We start from the raw sequence: 20,181 nt of genomic DNA, 5'->3' as shown, positions 1-20,181 counted from the left end.
TGTTGATAGTGTGTGTATGAGTAGCTTGTTTAATCTAGGAAGGCGTTTTATTAGATATGTTGGAATCTTTAAGAGGTGGATTCAAGCGTGTTATTGCGCCTATTGCTAAGCTGCTTGTAAAATTTGGCTGTACAGCAAATGGCATTACTGTTTTCGGTACTTTGGCTGTTGTAGTAACCTCAATTTTTGTTTCTATGACTGGCTGGCTTTTATTCGGTACAATTTTGCTTACGATTTTTGTCCTTGCAGATGCTTTGGATGGTTCAGTCGCTGCTTTAACTAATCAAAATGGTGGAACGAAATTTGGTGCGTTTTTGGATTCTACTTTAGATAGAATCGCTGATTGGTCTCTATTTTTGTGTGTTTGTATTTGCTTATATCGTGCTAAAAATATCAACATATGTTTATATTTGCCAGAATATGTTAATGGTTTTATAAAATATTGCGGATTGATTTGTTCGCTAATAGCAATTATGGCTGCTTTTGTAACGTCATATGCTAGAGCAAGAGGTGAGTCCGTTGGGGTGGAAGCTAAAAAAGGTTTGATTACTAGAGCAGACAGAGTGGCTATTATATTGATTTCAATGGGATTAAGTGGATTAACTGACTGGCTTTTATGGCTTAGTTTAGCCATGTTTATCCTTTGTATTGGTGGTATCATAACCGTTATACAGAGGATTTTTGAAGTTAAAAATTTGCTTAAAAATACTAGCGCATGACGATTTGTCGCTAAAGAGCATTAAAATCATCACGTTTACGTAACCGTACACTTTTTAGGAGTATCATGTCAGGTCATTCCAAGTGGGCGACCACAAAGCATAAGAAAGCCGCTATTGACGCTAAGCGCGGCAAGCTTTTCGCCAAGCTTATTAAGAATATTGAAATCGCTGCTCGTCTTGGTGGTGGAGACCCTGATGGTAACCCAACTTTGTACGATGCAATCGTTAAGGCTAAAAAAGCTTCTATGCCAGCAGATAATATTAAGCGCGCTGTTAAGCGTGGTTCTGGTGAAGAAGCAGGCGGCGCAAACTACGAAGAGATTGTTTACGAAGGCTATGCTCCAGCAGGTGTTGGATTGATTATTGAGTGCCTTACTGATAATCGCAACCGCGCTGCAGCAGACGTTCGCTCCACTCTTACAAAGGGCAATGGTTCTTTGGCTACAAGCGGTTCTGTTAGCTTCAACTTTGAGCGTAAGGGCTTGATTGAGGTTCCTAGCGAAGGCGTTGACTATAGCAAGCTTTTTGATATTGCTGCAGAAGCTGGCGCTGAAGATGTTGCTGACGACGGTGATGTGTATTCCGTATACACTGATTCTAGCGATTTGGTAACTGTTCGTAAGGCTTTGCAAGATGCTGGTTTCGACTATGATTCCGCAGAAATCGTTATGCATCCAAACAATGAGGTTGAATTGAGCTTTGAAGATGCTCAGAAAGTGTCTCGTTTGATTGACAATCTCGACGATTTGGACGATGTTCAGAATATTTACAGCAACTGGACTGCTTCAGATGAGGTTATGGCTCAGCTTGAGGAAGCAGAATAGTTTCCTATGATGATTTTGGGCGTTGATCCCGGGCTTACTCGCTGTGGGGTCGGCGTGATTGAAGCCGGCGTTTCTCGTCGGCTTTCTTTTATTCACGTCGATGTATTAAGAAGTGATCCTAAGACTTCTCAAGATTTAAGATTGCTCGAAATTTACAATGGACTGGTGGAGAAAATCGAAAGGTTTTCGCCAGATACTATTTCGATTGAGCGTGTTTTTGCTCAAGAAAATCGAAACACTGTTCTTGGTACTGCTCAAGTTGCAGGTGTTGCAATGTTGGCTGCTGCTCAGAGAGGTATTCCTGTAGCTTTGCATACTCCTACAGAGGTTAAACTCGCTGTTGCTGGAAATGGAAAGGCGGATAAAACTCAGGTAGAGCGCATGGTTGCGCGTCTTTTAAATCTTAATGTTTTACCGACTCCTGCAGATGCAGCTGATGCCTTGGCTCAAGCGATTTGTCACGCGCTTCGCCCAGCAGGGGCTTTGCAAGGAGGAGAGCGAGAGCAACATTTAACTGAGGCTCAACGAAAGTGGGCTGCTTCTTTGCGTTCTGCTAGCAGACATTCTTCTGTCGGACGTGACATGTAGTATGTTTTATAGAACAGATGTTCTATTTATCTAGAAAGGTGAGCGCTGATGATTGGTATGCTTAGCGGCGTTATTGAATCAGTTGATTCTCGATGTGCGCTTATCTGTGTTAGTGGTGTTGGCTATGAAGTTTATATGCCATCGTCTGATTTGGCTGCGCTGCATGAAGGTCAAGATGTTAAGGTTTATACGTCTTTACAAGTAAGTCAAGATGCTGTTACTTTGTATGGTTTTACAAGTATGCCTGCCAAGCGTATTTTTCTTCAAATTCAGCAGAAAGTTAGTGGTGTTGGTCCTAAAGTTGCTCTTTCTTTACTTTCCACTTTAAATGTGAATCGTTTATTGCAGGCTATTGCAGATGGCGATATCACCGCATTGTCTTCTGCTCCAGGATTAGGTAAAAAGGGTGCTCAAAAAATTGTTCTTGAACTTAAAGGTTCTATTGACGTATCTCAATTAAATGAAGATGATACTTCTAAAGATTCAAAATCTTATAAAAAGGAATTTGATGAATCTGGCATCAGCAAGGTTGTCGATGGACTTATGTCTTTAGGGTGGAAGCAGTCAGATGCTCAAAGAGCGGTTGAAAACGTGTGTAATAGTGAAAAAATTGCTCTGCCAATCAGTGATTCAGATATGCCTAATGTTTTGCGTATGGCATTGGCAGCGTTAGATAGAGGCAGGTGATGATTCATGAGTTTGGATGAAGGAATCGACGTACAAGCTTTAAATACTGGCGTATCCGAAGATTCATTAAGAATTGTTTCATCATCTCCTATAGGAAATGAACAGATTAGCGATGAAGAATTAAGACCTCATGCTCTAGATGGATTTATTGGACAGCCTCTTTTAAAGGCGCAGTTACAACTTTTTTTGGATGCTGCAAGATTGCGTGATGTTCCTCCAGATCACATGTTGCTTGCAGGTCCTCCTGGGCTTGGAAAAACAACATTAGCAATGATTGTTGCTAATGAGTTAGGCGTATCTATTAGAGTTACGTCTGGTCCTGCTATTCAACATGCTGGTGATTTAGCATCAATTTTGAGTTCTCTTGATACTGGTGAAGTACTGTTTATTGATGAGATTCATCGTTTGCCTCGAGCTGCAGAAGAGTTGCTTTATATAGCTATGGAAGATTTCCGAGTTGATGTTATGGTTGGCAAAGGACCAGGGGCGTCTTCTATACCTCTTACATTGCCGCATTTTACTGTGGTTGGTGCTACTACGCGCGAAGGTATGCTTCCTTCTCCGCTTAGAGCACGTTTTGGTTTTACGGCTCACTTGGATTTTTATCCTCACGATGAGTTGGAAAAACTGATTGAACGTTCATCTGTTCTTCTTGGTGTTCATCTTGTTGATCAAGCAGCTAAAGAACTTGCTATTCGTTCCAGAGGAACTCCTAGAATCGCAAATCGACTGTTAAGACGCGTACGTGATTGGGCAGTTGTGCATAATCTTAAAGATGTAAATCGCGAGTCTGTAATAGAAGCCTTATCGTTGTATCAGATTGATACTCAAGGTCTTGACCGTCTAGATATTGCGGTTTTGAAAGCTATTGTGAATCAATTTAATGGTGGTCCAGTTGGGCTTAATAATTTGGCTGCAATGGTTGGAGAAGAGGCAGAAACTGTAGAAACCGTTTGTGAGCCGTATTTAGTGCGTGAAGGGTTTCTTATTAGGACTCCTAAAGGTCGTGTTGCCACTGAAAAAGCTTGGCAACACTTAGGTCTTAAAGCGCCTGATAATGTCAGATAGATAACATAAAATAAGTGTTTTGGGCGGTGTTTTGTCCGTCTCAGGGTTGGATACATAAGGAGTTTATTGTGCCCCAATTTGTTAGCCAGTATGGCATGCTTATTGTACTCGTGATTGCCATGGTTGGTATCATGTGGTTCCAATCTCGTAATATGAAAAAGCGTCAAAATGAGTTGAAGTCCTTCCATGATTCTTTGAAACCAGGCGTTGAAGTTATAACAATTGGTGGAATTATCGGTAAGGTCGTCGTAGTTGATTCTGATCACGAAGAGATTGTTCTAGATTCAGAAGGTAGTTTACTTCGAGTGTCTTTCAGAGCTGTGAATAGAGTTTATGTTCGTGTAGATTTCAACAGCTATGACAAAGACGATGAAGCTGATAACTCGGAAGATGTTGATGCATCTGATAAAGATGAATCTCAAGAATCGAGCGAAACTGAGCAGATTCAAGAATCCAGCGAAACTGGTGAAGTCAAAGAAAACTGAGATAAGAACAATAAGATTATGACAACAACTGATATTACAGTAAAATCTTTGAAGAATGTTAGTGATGAGGATGTTAAATATTTAGCATCTCTTATTAGAACAATTCCAGGGTTTCCAAATCCAAAGATTGTTTTCCGCGATTTTCTTCCTGTTTTTGCTGATAATCGTGGTATGCGAATTCTTATTGATTCATTAGTAGATTCGTTGCCAGTTTCTCAAGATTCGTTTGATTTAGTTGCTGGACTTGAGGCTCGTGGATTTTTGTTTGGTCCAGCTTTGGCTGCTCGACTCAATAAAGGTTTTGTTGCCGTAAGAAAAGCAGGTAAATTGCCTCCCGAAGTCATAAGCGAGTCATATTCTCTCGAATATGGGGAAGCTAAGATAGAGATTGAGAAAGATCTTATAAAGCCTGGTCAGCGTGTTCTTATTGTTGACGATTTAATTGCTACAGGAGGAACTGCAAAAGCTGCTGCGCGACTTGTTGAAAGGTCGCAGGGCACTGTTGCTGGATTCTGCTTTGTAATGGAGTTAACAGGAATTAGCGGAATGAATGAGTTGCAATCTTATAAATGCTCTAGTTTAATGACGATGCCTGCATAAAAGTGGTGTATGAGTAGTAGCTTGTGTTGTACTTGGGTATCTACATTTATTCATATATTGTTTTTAGGTGTAATCATAAAAAATCGAACAACTTAGATCTAACTTCAAGCGGCTAATAAGGGAGGATGATGTTATGAAAAAACTGAAGTCTTCTCTTATTAGCATTTTGAAGGGGATATCTATACCCGCTATTGCGACTTTGATTTTTGCAATAGTTGTTGGATTATTCATGTCACTAACCCTTCTTGTTATTTCTATAGAAGAAGGAACTGGTAATCTTTCCGATTCATCAATGTCGATGACATGGGCTGCTCTTCTTTTTGCGCAAGGAGTTGGTCTAGGCTTTGATGATTTTATTCTTACAGTTATTCCACTTGGTTTGACTTCGCTTATAATTACAATGCTTGCGATTCTGATGAGAAAACTAAAAGGTGGATTGCTAGTAAATTGTATTGGTTTGTTTGTTTGGGTTTTCATCAATGGAGTTATATCTCAAAATACTAATATTGAGTTATTGGATTCGTTACCAGTCATATTGTTAAAAAGCTTTTGTGTATATGCTTTTGCACAGTTAATAGCTGTTTTCCCATACAGCTCATTGTTTGTATTAATCAAAAATAATATAACAAAAAATGTTCCTGAACATATATTAAAACGCATAAAAATTTGCCTTTATTCAACCGTAATCGTGTTGTCAATTTATGCAATTATTGCATTATCAACGATTATCTTTTGGTCCATTGTTGGAGCAAGTAATGTTGAGATAGTTTTTTCAAAGTTAGGAATGCAATTAGGTTCAAGAATTTTAACCACAATTGCATGTCTGGTATGGCTTCCAAACGTTGCATTATGGGCATTATCATGGATTTCAGGTTCAGGATTTGCTATAGGATCAGTTGCTAATTTCACAATTTATGCAGTTAATCGTAAGTCTTTGCCTCCTGTTCCATTCTTTGCCATATTCCCAGACTCTATAGGTGATTCACTTTATAGGCTTCTTGTCAATGGTATTGTTTTTGCCTTATGTGGCGTATTTGCGTTATTTGTGATCTTATATTCTAAGTCTTGTAATATTCGTTTGCATTTCGATAAAGATAAACTTGATTGGAAGTCTACCGTTATTGCTTTTGTGGAATCAGCTGTAGTTTTGGTATCAACTTGCATATTAGTAATACTCGTTATGAGTATACTATTCTTGTTCGCAAACGGTGATTTAGGTAAATATCGTTTATCCAATGTTGGTGTAAATGTAAGTAGAAGTGTTCGTGCTTTAGGTCATTTAACAGTATTTGGTTTTGGGTTGGCCTGGATTCTCGTTATATTTGTGTGCGCAATAATAATTTCTATTCGTGCGTTAAGTTCTAAAATTTTTGAGAAATATGATTCCATTAAGCCGTCGAATTTTAATATATTTTCCAAAAAGTTATCTGAAAATATTAGTGAAAAGTCAAAAGAAAATCAGAACATAAAATCGCAATCAAAACCAGTTGAACAGTCATGTGAAACGTCAGTAATAACTCCTAAAGAAAACAATATGTCTGAAAAGTCTGCTGATTATATGTCTTCAAAAAAAGAAAAAACGCGTTCATCTTGTTCAATTAGTCAAAATGAAACAGATAATATAAGTCAGCCGCGAAGCGTTAAATCCACTAAAAAACAACCTTTGCTTGAGAACAAAACTGATACTAGAAAACCTAGAACAGTTAGTTCGAAAGTCAATAAAAAATAATCCTCGTCCAACATCAAGGAGGAAGACCACCGTGCAACAGATACACGCGCAAGAATCAAGTGCAGATGTGCTGATAACCACAGGTAAAAGGTCAATCAAGCGAGTACTTGTATCAGTATTTTGCAAAGAAGGGCTAGAAACTCTGGCAGACGCTTTTAAAAAGTGCGGAACTCAGGTTGTTTCAACAGGTTCAACAGCTGCAAAACTCCAAGAATTAGGTGTAAAGGTTACGGAAGTATCTGATATAACAGGTTTCCCAGAAAGCTTAGATGGTAGGGTTAAGACGCTCGATCCACATATTCACGCTGGGATTTTAGCAGATATGAGCAATCCTGATCATGTAAAGCAGCTTAAAGAGTTAAATATTGAGCCATTTGATGCTGTTGTAGTGAATTTGTATCCGTTTGTAAACACTGTTATGAGCGGTGGAAGCGAAGCTCAGATTATTGAGAAAATCGATATTGGTGGACCATCTATGGTTCGCGCTGCCGCGAAAAATCATAAATCTGTGGTTGTTATTACAGACCCTGCAGATTATAATATTCTTGCCCAAAGAGTGTTATCTGGAGAAGGTTTTAGCCTAGAAGAACGCGAATACTTGGCGCATAAAGCATTTGAACATACGGCTTCTTACGATGCTGCAATATGCCAGTGGACAAGTGAAGTTTGGTCAATTCCAGAAAGTATGAAGACCAAGTCTGAGGAAGACGCAAATTCAGTTGATAAAACAAGTGAGGATTTGATTCTTCCAACTGATTATACGCGTACGTGGAAGTTAAATCGCAAGCTTAGATATGGTGAAAATCCACATCAGCAGGCGGGGCTTTATCTTGACCCATTGCATAAGGGAGGTTTAGCTCAAGCTGAACTTCTTGGTGGAAAGCCGATGAGCTACAACAATTATGTTGATGCGGATGCGGCTTGGCGTGCAGTATGGGATTTTGCCCCACAAATCGCTGTTGCAGTATGCAAGCATAATAATCCTTGCGGCTTAGCAATAGGTGCAACTGCAGCTATTGCTCATAAGAAAGCTCACGCTTGCGATCCTGTAAGTGCTTACGGCGGTGTGATTGCTTGCAATTCAACTGTTACACTAGAAATGGCTGAAAGTGTTCGACCAATTTTCACAGAGGTAATTGTTGCTCCAGATTATGAGCCTGAGGCTTTGGAGTTATTGCGCACTAAGAAGAAGAATTTGCGAATCTTAAAGGTTGCAAATCCTCCAGTTTTGGGCTTGCAGGTGCATCCTATTGATGGTGGCGCATTGGTACAAAGCGCAGATAAGATTGATGATTTTGGCGATAATCCTCAAAATTGGACTCTTGTATCTGGAGAAGCTGCAGATACTGATACTTTGAAAGACTTAGAGTTTGCATGGCGCTCGCTTCGTTGCGTAAAGTCTAACGCAATTCTACTTGCGCACGATAATGCTACTGTTGGCATTGGCATGGGGCAGGTTAATCGCGTGGATTCTTGCCACTTGGCTGTTGAGCGTGCTAATACTCTTGCTGATGGTGTTGAGCGTGCTCGTGGAGCTGTTGCGGCTTCGGATGCATTCTTCCCATTTGCTGATGGTCCGCAAATCCTTATTGACGCAGGTGTGCGAGCAATTGTGCAGCCAGGAGGGTCAATTAGAGATGTGGAAGTGTTTGAAGCTGCGCGTGCGGCTGGAGTAACAATGTACACTACTGGTACAAGGCACTTCTTCCACTAAATAGTATTTAACTGAATAATAAAATATTTATTAATTTTTTAATTAATACAAGTATTCTATAAAAAGGACCTTGGATTGTATTTTCGTATACTTTCTAAGGTCTTTTATGTATTATACAAGTATGACAATTAATGATCGGTATGAAAAACAAGACGATGTATCAAAAATTCAAAAGAACATTTTAAATGTAAATGAATCTGAATTAGCAAAAAAATCAAACCATATATACGTTTCGGAAGTCAAAGAAGGAAAACCGTATGCGCAATGGATTGTGGCAGCAATAGTATGCGTAAGCGCAGTGTTGGCGTTTATGGGTAAAACAATGGCTGCCACGGTAATAATTGCCGCAACAGCCATTGTTCTTGGAATCATACGCTTAATATTTACTCAAAAAAGTCCATGGAAGGTTAGATCTGTAGCCTTCGATTCTTTCATAAGCATTTCGCTAGGAATTGGACTATTGATAACGTATTTTTCAATTTTTTTCTTAATGTAGAATCCGATAGATTTAATTCACGAAATTCTATTTATCATCTCTGTTAAAAGGATTAAATGGAACATTATCGTTTCCAGTAGAATCCAAAGTCGTAGAAGGGGTTACTGAAGACTCTGTGTTAACAGGAGGTTCTGGAACTACAGGAACAGTATTCTGTAGAACAGGAGAAGTTTGATTTGAGCAATCAGCAGCAACAGGATTCTGATTATTTGAAGAAGAAGTTGCAAGCTTGCAAATAAGCATGACAAATCCTACGAGCGCAGCGGCAAAAACAGGTGCAATCCAAAATACCCAAAGTTGACTCAATGGTGAGACAGATAACTTTTGCGATTGAGCAAGAATAGCAATGCCAGTAGAACGGGCAGGGTTTAAACCAGCTCCAGTAATTTGATAAGTAATGAAAGCTCCAGCGGCATAAGCAATGCCCATGTGAGTAGAGTATCCGCATTTTGTGCTGCCGTTGTCATTCATGTACGTCATGGCTGTTGCAACAATAACAAGAACTGCAATAATTTCAACAACAAGAGCAGTAATAACGCCAAAAGATGCATTAACACTCTTAAGTTGGTTTGCAGAAATGGAAGCATTTTCAAAACCATTAACAACAGGAGCAAACCAAGTGTGAGCTGGAACCATCTTTGTTTGTGGCAGAACAAAAACAGTTACTCCAGCTGCAGCGATAGCTCCAAGAACCTGAGCAATAATGTATAAAATTCCAGAAATATAAGGAGTTCTGCCAGTAAGCATAGATGCGATAGTTATAGCAGGATTTACATGTCCGCCAGAAAACTTAGATGCAATACCAATAGCAGCAGCATAAGCAATGCCAGTTCCTACTGCAATCATAAGAACATTTACGCCATACATTGCAGTAACAATAGATGAGAACATGTAGATAGTGAACATTGCAAAAGCGCTTGCAATGAATTCTGCTCCTACTCTAAAAATGAGCGGAGTTCTAAGTGCAGAAGATTGTTTAGAAACAGAGCAATCTGCATTTGAAGTGTAGTTCATAACAATTCCTTACGTTAATTGTGTACACCGCTATGCTGGTTTTTATTATTTACAGCACAACCAAACGTTTGCTATAGTATCACGGCTATGCCATACGCTAACATAGAAAAACGTGGTAATTTCCTGTATTTATTGCAGAATATGAAAATTTGCTACTAATTTATTAAAAGAATACGAATAAGGTCACGTTGGGAGAACGATGCCAAACGCATATTCCCGCGCCAATCAGGCGCAACAAGAATCCAAAAACGCTGTTCGACTGCAAAAGCTACTTGCTGAAGCGGGATTTGGTTCACGCCGAAAGTGTGAAGAAATAATCTTAGATGGGCGTGTTGAAGTAGATGATGAGCTTGTAACAACACTCGGAACTCGAGTAGATCCAAGTAAACAAAAAATACGCGTAGACGGATCGAGAGTGAAATTTAATCACAAGCTTGTAACGCTCGCGCTTAATAAGCCTAAAAGAGTTTTGAGCGCAATGGATGATCCAAAAGGTCGCTTCACTTTAAGAGACATTGTTGGAGATAAGTACGAGCGAATTTTCCACATGGGACGCTTGGACTACGATTCTGAAGGTCTTATTTTAATGACCAACGATGGTGAGTTAAGCCAGCATGTTATGCATCCAAAGTATGAAGTTGAGAAAACGTATATTGCAACTGTTGAAGGCAAGATCAACGGAATGGTTTGCCGCAGGCTAGTTTCGCAAGGCGTAAATCTGGAAGACGGCTGGATTAAGCTCGATCGCTGTGCAATAATCGACCAAAATCACGATGCAACAATCGTAAAAGTTGTTTTACACTCTGGCAAAAATCGCATTGTGCGCAGGATTTTTGGAGCCGTAGGATATCCTGTAAAGCGTCTTGTGCGTACTCAAATTGGGCCTATTAAGTTAGGGGACTTAAAAGCTGGATCGTATCGAGTGCTTTCTCAAACAGAAGTGCGCTCGCTTTCTAAGGAGGTTGGCCTGTGATTTGCGTAGCAATTGATGGACCAGCAGGAGTAGGTAAATCTTCTACTTCTCGTGCTTTAGCGCAATACTATGGTTTTGCGTATTTAGATACGGGGGCAATGTATCGAGCTGCTGCTTGGTGGTGCTTGAAGCAAGGTATTGATTTAAGCAAGCAGCTTGAGTTGGATGAAGAAGGAAATTCAACGAATTCTGCAGATGCAAAACGCTTGAATCAAATTGTTGAAGCTGTTGGAGCATTGTTTACGGAAGATCATGCTGAATTTAGTGTTGATCCAAAAAATCCTGTAGTCGTAATTGATAGTGAAGATATTAGCGAAGAATTGCGTTCCAGCGAAGTTTCTTCGCACGTGTCTACGGTTTCTTCGATTCCTGCAGTTCGACGCATGCTTATTGCTGCTCAGCGCGCGTATATTGCTTCAGAGTCTAGTGAAGATTCTTTCTCAGGCGGAGAGGGAATAGTTGCAGAAGGCCGCGATATTACTACTGTTGTGGCTCCAAATGCTCAAGTTCGAGTGCTTCTTACTGCTCGTGAGGAAGTGCGTCAAGCTCGCAGAAATAAGCAGGATATTGAGCAAGAAAATTTGCAAAATAATGAATCTAAGAATAATGAATCTGAAGAAGACGATATTCGCGCTCGTGACGCTAAAGATGCTAAAGTTACGAATTTTCTTAAAGCTGCAGACGGTGTTACAACTCTAGATAATTCTGATTTAACTTTTGAGCAGACTCTTGACGCGCTTGTAGAGATTGTTGACGATGCAATTGAGCAAGATGAGTACGACCGTTATGCTGCAAATCTTGAAGGCTACGATCTTGATGATGAAGATCGTGCGCTTCTTAGCGGTGATTTTGCAAGCGATGATGAATCGAAAGATACAAAAGCTGTTGGAGTAATCGCCGTTATAGGTCGACCAAACGTTGGAAAATCAACGCTTGTAAATCGTATTTTGGGCCATCGTGTCGCTGTTGTAGAAGATACTCCAGGTGTTACTAGAGATCGCGTAAGTTACGACGCTGAGTGGGCTGGAACCAACTTCAAGCTGGTTGACACTGGCGGCTGGGAAGCAGATGTTGAAGGCATTGATTCTTCTATTGCTCAACAGGCGCAAGTGGCAGTGCGTTTAAGCGATGCTGTGATTTTCCTAGTAGATGGTCAAGTTGGTTTAACTGCTACAGACGAGCGTATTGTTTCAATGCTTCGCGCTGCAGGTAAGCCTATTACTTTGGCAGTTAACAAGGTTGACGACGCTAGAAGCGAGTATTTAACTGCAGAGTTTTGGAAGCTCGGAATGGGTGAGCCTTACGGAATTTCTGCAATGCATGGCAGAGGCGTTGGAGATTTGCTTGACGCGGCTCTTAACTCTTTGAAGAAAGCGAATAAAACTTCAGGATTCTTGACTCCAGAAGGACTTCGCAGAGTTGCTTTAGTTGGGCGTCCAAATGTTGGTAAGTCTTCGCTTTTGAACCATTTAGCTCATGAAGAACGTTCTGTTGTAAACGATTTGGCTGGAACTACTCGAGATCCTGTTGATGAGGTTGTGCGAGTTGATGGAGAAGACTGGCTGTTTATTGACACTGCTGGTATTAAGCGCAGGCAGCATAAGCTTACTGGTGCTGAATACTATTCTTCACTTCGTACGCAAGCTGCGATTGAGCGTTCTGAACTTGCTTTGATTCTTTTCGATTCTTCCCAGCCGATTGCAGAGCAGGATTTGAAAGTTATGAGCCAGGCTGTAGACGCGGGTCGAGCAATCGTACTTGTGTTTAACAAGTGGGACTTGATGGACGAATTTTCCAGACAGCGCATGGAACGCTTGTGGAAAACTGAGTTTGAGCGCGTAACTTGGGCTGAGCGCGTTAATCTCTCCGCAAAAACAGGATGGCATACGAATCGTCTTGCGCGCGCTATGCGAACAGCTTTAGACAGCTGGGATAAGCGCATTCCTACAGGCAAGCTCAACGCTTTCTTAGGTCGTATTCAGTCTGCTCATCCGCATCCTTTGCGAGGCGGAAAGCAAGCGAGAATCTTGTTTGCTACTCAGGCTTCTACGCGCCCACCGCGTTTCGTGATATTCGCAACAGGCTTCTTAGAGCACGGTTACCGTCGCTTTATTGAGCGTTCTCTTCGAGAAGAGTTTGGATTTGAGGGAACTCCTATTCAAATCTCTGTAAAAGTACGAGATAAGAAGAAGCGCAAGTAAAATCGCAAGTAAATAAATTTGCGATTAAAGTCACGAGTAAAGCTTAAGTAAAGTAGGAGCGGAATATGGCTGGTCTGGGCGAGTTAGCTTTTGATTTGCATCATGCTAGCGAAGACGAGATTTTTCAAGCATTTGTTGATTGGGTTAAAGATAACAAGCATGTAGATTTGTGGCCGCATCAAGAAGAATCTGTTATGGATTTGCTTGCAGGAGACCATGTTATCTTAAATACTCCAACCGGTTCTGGAAAATCTCTAGTAGCGCTCGGCATGCATTTTGCAGCGCTCGCTACCGGCAGACGCTCCTACTATACTGCGCCAATTAAAGCTCTTGTTTCCGAAAAATTCTTCGATTTAGTTGCGATTTTTGGGCGCGACAACGTTGGCATGATTACAGGAGATTCGCATATTAACGCGGACGCTCCAATAATCTGCTGCACTGCAGAAATCTTAGCAAATCAAGCCTTACGCGAAGGCGCAAACGCTGAAGTCGATTGCGTTGCAATGGACGAATTCCACTACTATGGTGATCCAGAGCGCGGATGGGCTTGGCAAGTTCCGTTACTTACACTTCCAAATACGCAATTCTTACTTATGAGCGCAACTCTTGGAGACGTAACGGATATTGCGGAACGTTTAGAAAAATCAACAAAACGTAGTGTTGATATTATTGCTAATGCGCCAAGACCAATCCCACTCGAATACGAGTACACAGATAAGCCGCTTGCAACAACTGTAGAACTCTTATTTAACAAGGGTTTAACGCCAATCTATGTAGTTCATTTTTCGCAAGATGCAGCTCTAGAAACAGCTCAAGCGCTTGCAAGCACGGGGGTTTCTAGCAAAGATCAGCGAGACAAAATTGCTCAAGCTATTAAAGGCACTAAATTTACTACAGGTTTCGGCAAAATCTTGCAAAGGCTACTGCGCACCGGTGTCGGCGTACACCATGCTGGTATGCTTCCGCGCTACCGTAGGCTTGTCGAACAGCTCGCACAGCAAGGATTGCTGCCCGTTATTTGTGGCACAGACACTCTCGGAGTTGGCATTAACGTGCCAATTCACTCGGTTGTTCTTACAGCTCTTACAAAATTTGATGGGAATCGTAGTAGAAAGCTTCGTGCTCGCGAGTTTCATCAAATTGCAGGACGTGCAGGCAGAATGGGATTCGATACTGAGGGCTTAGTAGTTGCAGAGGCTCCAGAGTTCGAGATTGAGAATGCGCGCGCTGTTGCAAAAGCTGGAAATGATCCTAAGAAGCTTAAAAAAGTTAAGCGTAAGAAAGCTCCAGAAGGCTTTGTAGTTTGGGGCGAGCTAACGTTTACTAAGCTTATTGAAAGCGCTCCAGAAACTTTGAATCCTCACATGGTTGTAACGCACTCAATGATTTTGAACGAAGTTACGCAAGGTGGGGATGCTAGAGCACGCGTTGAAAAACTTATTGAAGATAGTGCGCAAAAGCCGCAAGATAAAGAGAAATTGCTCGAGCGTTGCAACGATATTTTCCAAACTTTGCTCGATACTCAAGTTATTGAATGCAGAGAGCTTTCGGATGGTTCTTGTGATTATGATCTTGATGTTGCTATGCCAGAGGGCTTTGCGCTGGATCAGCCGCTTTCTCCATTCTTACTCGCAGCTTTGGAACTTCTAGACCCAGAATCTCCAAGCTACGCGCTTGACGTAATTTCTATGGTTGAAGCAACTTTAGATGACCCTAAGCCTGTGCTTCGCGCACAAGAGCGTAAGGCTCGCGATGCTGCAATGGCTGGCATGAAGGATGATGGCATTGATTACGAGGAGCGCATGGAACGCTTAGCGAAAGTTAGCTACCCTAAGCCTCTTGAAGATTTGCTTGAGTCTGCTTTTGCGCAATATCGCAAAGATGTTCCGTGGGCAAACGACTACTGGATTAAGCCTAAATCTGTGCTTCGAGACATGGTTGAAACAGCGTCCGATTTTACTGGCTATATTTCGCGCTATGGCATTGCTAGAAGTGAAGGAACGCTTCTTCGTTACCTTTCGGACGCTTATCGTTCGCTTGCTCGCACTGTGCCAGAAGACATGCTGAACGAAGAATTGTGTGATATTATTTCGTGGCTTCGTCTTGTTGTGCGATCTATTGATTCAAGTCTTGTTGACGAGTGGGAGAGTGCAGGAGGATCAGACGCTGAAGCTAGTGCTGTAACTATGGCTGCGCCTGGAACTTCTGAGTCTGTTGTTGAGGATCGTCGTGGACTTATTGTGTTGATTAGAAACGCAATGTTCCGTCGCGTGCAGCTTATGGATTTGGAAGATGCGGATACTTTAGGAGAGCTTGACAAGGCTTGGGGTTACGGCGTTCACGAGTGGAATGATGTGCTTGACGACTATTACGATGAGCACGAGTATGTTGGTATCGATGCCAAGGCTAGAAGTGGCGACTTGTTTATTTTGGATGATTCGCTTGAGAAGAGTGAACATTCGTGGAAAGTTCGGCAAATTATTGACGATTCGGACGGAGACCATAATTGGGCTATTACTGGTGTTGTTGATTTGGATTCCACACAAGATACAGGCGAAGTTGTGTTCTTTGACTACAGAGTGTCGCACGTGTGATTCTTAAAAATGTGCTAACAGAGCACAGAAGGTAAAACACAGAATGCAGAATGCAATCGAACGTTTGTTCTATATGTAGTGTAAGCTGGTATTCATGGAGAAAGATTTATTTTCCGCAAGTAGTGCATCTAGCGATGTTACGCGTCCGTTGGCAGTGCGTATGCGCCCAAGCAGTATTGAAGATGTGTTGGGGCAGTCGCATGCGCTAAAAGAAGGTTCGCCTTTGCGCAGGCTTGCAAATCCACAATCTAAAGGTTCTCTTACATCTCCAAGTTCTGTTGTGTTGTTTGGACCTCCAGGAGTTGGTAAAACTACGCTTGCTTATATTGTGGCTAGACAGTCTGGTCGCGTGTTTGAAGAGCTTTCTGCTGTAACTTCTGGAGTTAAAGATGTTCGAGCTGTGTTAGATCGAGCGCATGAGCGTTTAGTTAGTAAAGGTCAAGAAACAGTTCTGTTTATTGACGAAGTTCATCGTTTTTCTAAATCACAGCAAGATGCTTTGCTTCCAAGCGTAGAAAATCGCGATGTAACTTTTATTGGAGCTACTACCGAAAATCCAAGTTTTTCAATCATTAAGCCACTACTTAGCAGATCAGTAGTTGTTAAACTTGAGTCTCTTAGTGTTGAAGATTTGCACACTCTGATAGAACGCGCAATTTCTAGCGAAAATGGTCTTAATAATCAGCTTAAAATCGACGAAGACGCAATAGATTCAATTATTCGTTTAAGTGGGGGAGATGCTCGCAAAACTCTTACTATTCTAGAAGCGGCAGCAGGAGCTGTAACAGGAGATGTTGCGTTGCAGCATGGTAAAAATAAGCCTGTAATTACTGCTGATGTAGTTTCTAACGTAATGGATACTACTACAGTTCGCTATGACAAAGATGGCGATGACCATTACGATGTTATTTCTGCTTTTATTAAATCAATGCGCGGAAGTGATGTTGACGCTTCTTTGCATTATTTAGCGCGAATGCTTAGAGCTGGTGAAGACCCGCGTTTTATTGCAAGGCGAATTATGATTGCTGCTGCCGAAGAAGTTGGTATGGCAGCGCCGCAAATTTTACAAGTAACTGTTGCTGCAGCTCAAGCAGTTGCTTTAATCGGAATGCCAGAAGCGCGCATTATGCTTTCGGAAGCTGTGATTGCTGTAGCAACTGCTCCAAAATCAAACGCAAGCTACAACGCTATTAATAAGGCTTTGCAAGACGTTGATACTGGAAATATCGGTCAAGTGCCTCTTCATTTGCGTAACGCGCCAACTGCTTTGATGAAAAGTTGGGGCAATCATGATGGGTACAAGTATGCTCACGATTATCCGGGTGCTGTGGCATCGCAACAATATATGCCAGATGAGCTAGTTGGTCGCGAATATTATCACCCAAATAATCGCGGCTACGAGCACGAGATTTCGCAACGTTTATCTCAAATCCGCAATATTCTCCACAAATCTGCTGACAATAACTAAAGTCAATAATTAAAAGGCTTCTTACAATTCTAAGAAGCCTTTTAATACAGTATTACTATTTTTTTTAAGAGAGTTTTATTCACGAACAAGCATAATGTGGTCAATATCTTCGCGATTTGAAACGCGGAATAACACAAAACGGTTGCCAATTACTTGCACGACTTCTGCACCAAGATGTTCTGCGAGTTCCTGCGCAGCTTCTTTAGCACTTAAGCCAGAACCATCTTGCACAGCACACTTCATAAGCTCGTGCGATTGCATTGTTTCGTCTGCTTGCTTAACAGCAGCGTCGCTAATATCGTTTTTTCCAACGTAAAGCAATGGGCTTAAAGTGTTAGCGAGCGCGCGCAATTGCTTAATTTGCTTTTTAGTTAATGCCATTATTTTCCTTCCAAATCGCGTTTAACATGCGTAAAACGCTAAAACGTCAATTTTCAAAACATTAAAACGTCAAAACGCTATATTGTTAAACGCAATTATCAACAACCATTATCAACAAACAACTATCGACTATTGATCATCTACTTGTAACGCTTAAATTTTCAATGCTTATCGGATTATACATTAACCGTAAGAATCCGCGTGCAATACGCTCAATACGATTAATACGCTCAATATGCAAATATTACAGTTATCAGTTATACAAATATTCCAGCAAAAATTATTCCGCACACAATAGCTAATGTAACGCTTAAAAGCGCAAAGTCTTTTATGCGAATTTTCTCTGTATGTAAGTGCGTGCGCTTTGCTCCAGGAACGTAGCATCTAGAATCTAGCGCAAGTCCCAGTGTGTTTGCGTGCCGAATCACGCTTGCAAATCCTGGAACTATAAGAGATGTTATTGCTTGCAATCGCTTTTTTATAGACCCGTCTTTTATGTTTCCGCCTCTTGCAATTTGAGCTAAAGCTACAGATTCTGCTTCTTTTGCAAGAGTCGGCAAAAATCGCAAAGCGAGGCTCATAATAAGAGCAATTTCTTGACTTGGCAATCCTATGATTTTAAGAGGCGAAATAATAGACGCGCACGCTTCAGTCAACTGCGTTTGGCTTATTGTTAGTACAATTATTGATCCGATTAGTATAACAAGCGAAAATCTTGAAGCGAAAAGTATTGCAAACTTTATTCCATCATCTGTTATTAATAGCGGTCCAATTTTAAAAATTTCTCTTCCAGAATGCACAACTAGAAGATTAAACATTCCAGAAAATACGAATATTGCAATAAACATATGCAATGACAACAATAATTTTATAGGTGATATTCTAGCGAGAAATATTAGAGCAAGCGTTGATAGTGCAAGAATTCCTAGTTGATAGAAGTTTGTAATACTAAACGCGCTAAACATAAGAATTAAGCATGATATTAGTATGATTCGCGTATTGAATAAGCTTAGCAATGACTTGTTTTTGATTTCGTTTTTCTTTTCGTTAACATTCTCGCTAGCATTTTCAAGCTTTTCGTCTTGCGCGTGTTCTTGAATCTCCTTCTTTTTGCGCGATTCTAACGTAACAATGCGCGCTCCAAGCGATTTTGCTTCGTTTAGATCGTGAGTAATAACAATAATTGTTATGCCTTTATTGTGTAAATCGCTTAAAATTTTTAATACGATTTTTGCATACTCAAAATCTAATCCTGCTGTAGGCTCGTCTAAAACCAAAATTTTTGGATTGCAAGCTAAAACACCTGCGATTGCTGCTAGTCGTTGCTGTCCGCCAGAAAGTTCGAATGGGGATTTTTGTGCTAAGTGTTCAATATGCAATGATTTTAGTGCGTTCAATACTCTGGAATGTAATTCACGTCCTTCTAATCCAAAGTTTTTTGGCCCGTATGCTACGTCTTCAAAAACAGTTTGTGCAAAAAGTTGCTGTTCTGGCAATTGCATAACGTAACCAATGTTTTTGCGAATTTCTCGCATTTGCGATTTGCTTGTTTTTTCGCTAATTTTTATTCCGTTTACGCAAATGGAGCCAGAATCGTATTTAATAAGTGCGCATATTGCTTTTGCGAGCGTTGATTTTCCACACCCGTTTTTTCCCATTATTGCAACGATTTCGCCTGATTTTACGCTTAGAGAATAGTCTCTTATTATTGGACTTTGACTATTTGTATAGCTCACATTTAAATTAGATATTTCAATTGCCGTATTTGATTTTTTTGCATTTTCCGTCATGCTTTTTGATTCAATAACAGCTGGCGATTTTTCCGTGAAAAATTCATCTAATTCCAATAAACTTACATCACGCAATTTTCCATTTTCTAGCATCAATATTCGATCCGCATTTTTGCATTCGCTAATCTTATGCGTAACTTGTACGATTGTTGTGCCGCTCGTTTGCAATTTGTTAAAAAGCTTATTTACATCTTCTTTTGCGCAAGAATCAAGCATGCTTGTAGGCTCATCTAATACAATAAGTTTTGATTTTGTAGCAATCGACGATGCAATAGCAACGCGCTGCTGCTGACCTCCACTCATATTGCTCGGGTCGCTAAAACGGTGATTTTCCATGTTTACAGCGCGTAAAGCATTGCTTATATTTTGCTTCATAAATTCTTTAGAAGCGCACAAGTTTTCAAGCCCAAAAGCAACATCGTCTTCTACAACTGTTGTAACGATTTGGTCTTCTGGGCTTTGAAACAATGCTCCAATAGATTCTCGTGCTTTTTGGTAAGCTTTTGAATCAACATTGTTTGCTTCAAAAACTTTTATTCCGCATAGCGTAACAATTCCAGAATCTGGGGAAGAAAGTCCTGCAATAATTTTAGCTAGCGTGGACTTTCCACTACCATTTTTGCCAATGATTGCGATTCTTTGACCATATGCAATTTCAAGATCTATTCCGTCTAGAATCCAAGTTTTTCCGCCATCGTAGCTAAAGCGAACTTTTTGCAAAGAAACAGCATTATCTTTTTTAGCAAAATAATCCGTATTGCTTTTTTCGACTTTGCAACATGTTTTATCTTGAATAACTTTATTGCTTTGCATAATCAGCTTGCTTTTTACTTAATTGACTAATGCTATT

17 protein-coding genes are annotated in these 20,181 nt (G+C 40.7%); 14 read left to right on the top strand and 3 right to left on the bottom strand.

The window, feature by feature from the left end:
* The first annotated feature begins 56 nt into the window (after window positions 1-56).
* The 10 genes from HXT25_RS06855 (at window position 57) to HXT25_RS06810 (ending at window position 8,910) form a co-directional block, all read left to right on the top strand.
* Window positions 57-719: a CDP-alcohol phosphatidyltransferase family protein gene (locus HXT25_RS06855; protein ID WP_014554568.1), complete on the top strand. Its 663-nt coding sequence runs from the start codon at window positions 57-59 to the stop codon at window positions 717-719.
* A 65-nt stretch (window positions 720-784) separates the two neighbouring features.
* Window positions 785-1,543, top strand: a complete 759-nt coding sequence (locus HXT25_RS06850; protein ID WP_004113651.1) for a YebC/PmpR family DNA-binding transcriptional regulator — start codon at window positions 785-787, stop codon at window positions 1,541-1,543.
* 6 nt (window positions 1,544-1,549) lie between these two features.
* Window positions 1,550-2,131 (top strand): crossover junction endodeoxyribonuclease RuvC, encoded by a 582-nt coding sequence (gene ruvC, locus HXT25_RS06845; RefSeq protein ID WP_004113652.1) that lies wholly within the window; start codon window positions 1,550-1,552, stop codon window positions 2,129-2,131.
* A gap of 48 nt (window positions 2,132-2,179) precedes the next feature.
* Window positions 2,180-2,818 carry a Holliday junction branch migration protein RuvA gene (gene ruvA, locus HXT25_RS06840; RefSeq protein ID WP_004115031.1) on the top strand — a complete coding sequence of 213 codons (639 nt, stop codon included), beginning with the start codon at window positions 2,180-2,182 and terminating at the stop codon, window positions 2,816-2,818.
* A 6-nt stretch (window positions 2,819-2,824) separates the two neighbouring features.
* Window positions 2,825-3,886 (top strand): Holliday junction branch migration DNA helicase RuvB, encoded by a 1,062-nt coding sequence (gene ruvB / locus HXT25_RS06835; protein WP_004113654.1) that lies wholly within the window; start codon window positions 2,825-2,827, stop codon window positions 3,884-3,886.
* 68 nt (window positions 3,887-3,954) lie between these two features.
* Window positions 3,955-4,371, top strand: a complete 417-nt coding sequence (gene yajC / locus HXT25_RS06830; RefSeq protein WP_004113655.1) for a preprotein translocase subunit YajC — start codon at window positions 3,955-3,957, stop codon at window positions 4,369-4,371.
* A gap of 18 nt (window positions 4,372-4,389) precedes the next feature.
* A complete protein-coding gene (locus HXT25_RS06825; protein ID WP_004113656.1) occupies window positions 4,390-4,971 on the top strand; it encodes an adenine phosphoribosyltransferase in 582 nt (193 codons plus the stop codon).
* A 133-nt stretch (window positions 4,972-5,104) separates the two neighbouring features.
* The gene (locus HXT25_RS06820) at window positions 5,105-6,700 is read left to right on the top strand and encodes a DUF6350 family protein (protein ID WP_075038734.1); all 1,596 of its coding nucleotides are present in this window, start codon (window positions 5,105-5,107) and stop codon (window positions 6,698-6,700) included.
* 73 nt (window positions 6,701-6,773) lie between these two features.
* A complete protein-coding gene (gene purH, locus HXT25_RS06815; RefSeq protein ID WP_422118842.1) occupies window positions 6,774-8,414 on the top strand; it encodes a bifunctional phosphoribosylaminoimidazolecarboxamide formyltransferase/IMP cyclohydrolase in 1,641 nt (546 codons plus the stop codon).
* A gap of 106 nt (window positions 8,415-8,520) precedes the next feature.
* On the top strand, window positions 8,521-8,910 hold the full coding sequence (locus tag HXT25_RS06810; protein WP_004113661.1) for a DUF3017 domain-containing protein: 390 nt from the start codon (window positions 8,521-8,523) through the stop codon (window positions 8,908-8,910).
* A 27-nt stretch (window positions 8,911-8,937) separates the two neighbouring features.
* On the opposite strand, the gene HXT25_RS06805 is transcribed toward HXT25_RS06810, so the two are convergent.
* Window positions 8,938-9,924 carry an MIP/aquaporin family protein gene (locus tag HXT25_RS06805; RefSeq protein ID WP_013399605.1) on the bottom strand — a complete coding sequence of 329 codons (987 nt, stop codon included), beginning with the start codon at window positions 9,922-9,924 and terminating at the stop codon, window positions 8,938-8,940.
* Between the two features lie 199 nt (window positions 9,925-10,123).
* Here HXT25_RS06805 and HXT25_RS06800 point away from each other — a divergent pair, with 199 nt between their 5' ends.
* The 4 genes from HXT25_RS06800 (at window position 10,124) to HXT25_RS06785 (ending at window position 17,160) form a co-directional block, all read left to right on the top strand.
* A complete protein-coding gene (locus HXT25_RS06800; RefSeq protein ID WP_004113665.1) occupies window positions 10,124-10,897 on the top strand; it encodes a pseudouridine synthase in 774 nt (257 codons plus the stop codon).
* The gene (gene der / locus HXT25_RS06795) at window positions 10,894-13,098 is read left to right on the top strand and encodes a bifunctional cytidylate kinase/GTPase Der (RefSeq protein ID WP_009994715.1); all 2,205 of its coding nucleotides are present in this window, start codon (window positions 10,894-10,896) and stop codon (window positions 13,096-13,098) included. The genes HXT25_RS06800 and der overlap by 4 nt, the downstream gene beginning before the upstream one ends.
* A gap of 65 nt (window positions 13,099-13,163) precedes the next feature.
* Window positions 13,164-15,692 (top strand): DEAD/DEAH box helicase, encoded by a 2,529-nt coding sequence (locus HXT25_RS06790; protein WP_422118826.1) that lies wholly within the window; start codon window positions 13,164-13,166, stop codon window positions 15,690-15,692.
* A gap of 94 nt (window positions 15,693-15,786) precedes the next feature.
* Window positions 15,787-17,160, top strand: coding sequence for a replication-associated recombination protein A (locus HXT25_RS06785; protein ID WP_422118825.1), 1,374 nt, complete (start codon window positions 15,787-15,789; stop codon window positions 17,158-17,160).
* Between the two features lie 75 nt (window positions 17,161-17,235).
* Here the strand turns inward: HXT25_RS06785 and HXT25_RS06780 are convergent, their stop codons facing one another.
* Together HXT25_RS06780 and HXT25_RS06775 are read right to left on the bottom strand one after the other, a co-directional pair.
* Window positions 17,236-17,541 carry a YhbY family RNA-binding protein gene (locus tag HXT25_RS06780; protein ID WP_004117809.1) on the bottom strand — a complete coding sequence of 102 codons (306 nt, stop codon included), beginning with the start codon at window positions 17,539-17,541 and terminating at the stop codon, window positions 17,236-17,238.
* A 257-nt stretch (window positions 17,542-17,798) separates the two neighbouring features.
* Entirely contained in the window at window positions 17,799-20,144 is a 2,346-nt protein-coding gene (locus HXT25_RS06775) for an energy-coupling factor transporter ATPase (RefSeq protein WP_422118824.1), read from the bottom strand.
* Between the last annotated feature and the right edge of the window lie 37 nt (window positions 20,145-20,181).

The organism is Gardnerella sp. DNF00476, from assembly GCF_049262735.1.
Classification (GTDB): domain Bacteria; phylum Actinomycetota; class Actinomycetes; order Actinomycetales; family Bifidobacteriaceae; genus Bifidobacterium; species Bifidobacterium vaginale.
The sequence above is the reverse complement of the archived record's forward strand: the minus strand, read 5'-3'. Positions and strand labels throughout refer to the sequence as shown.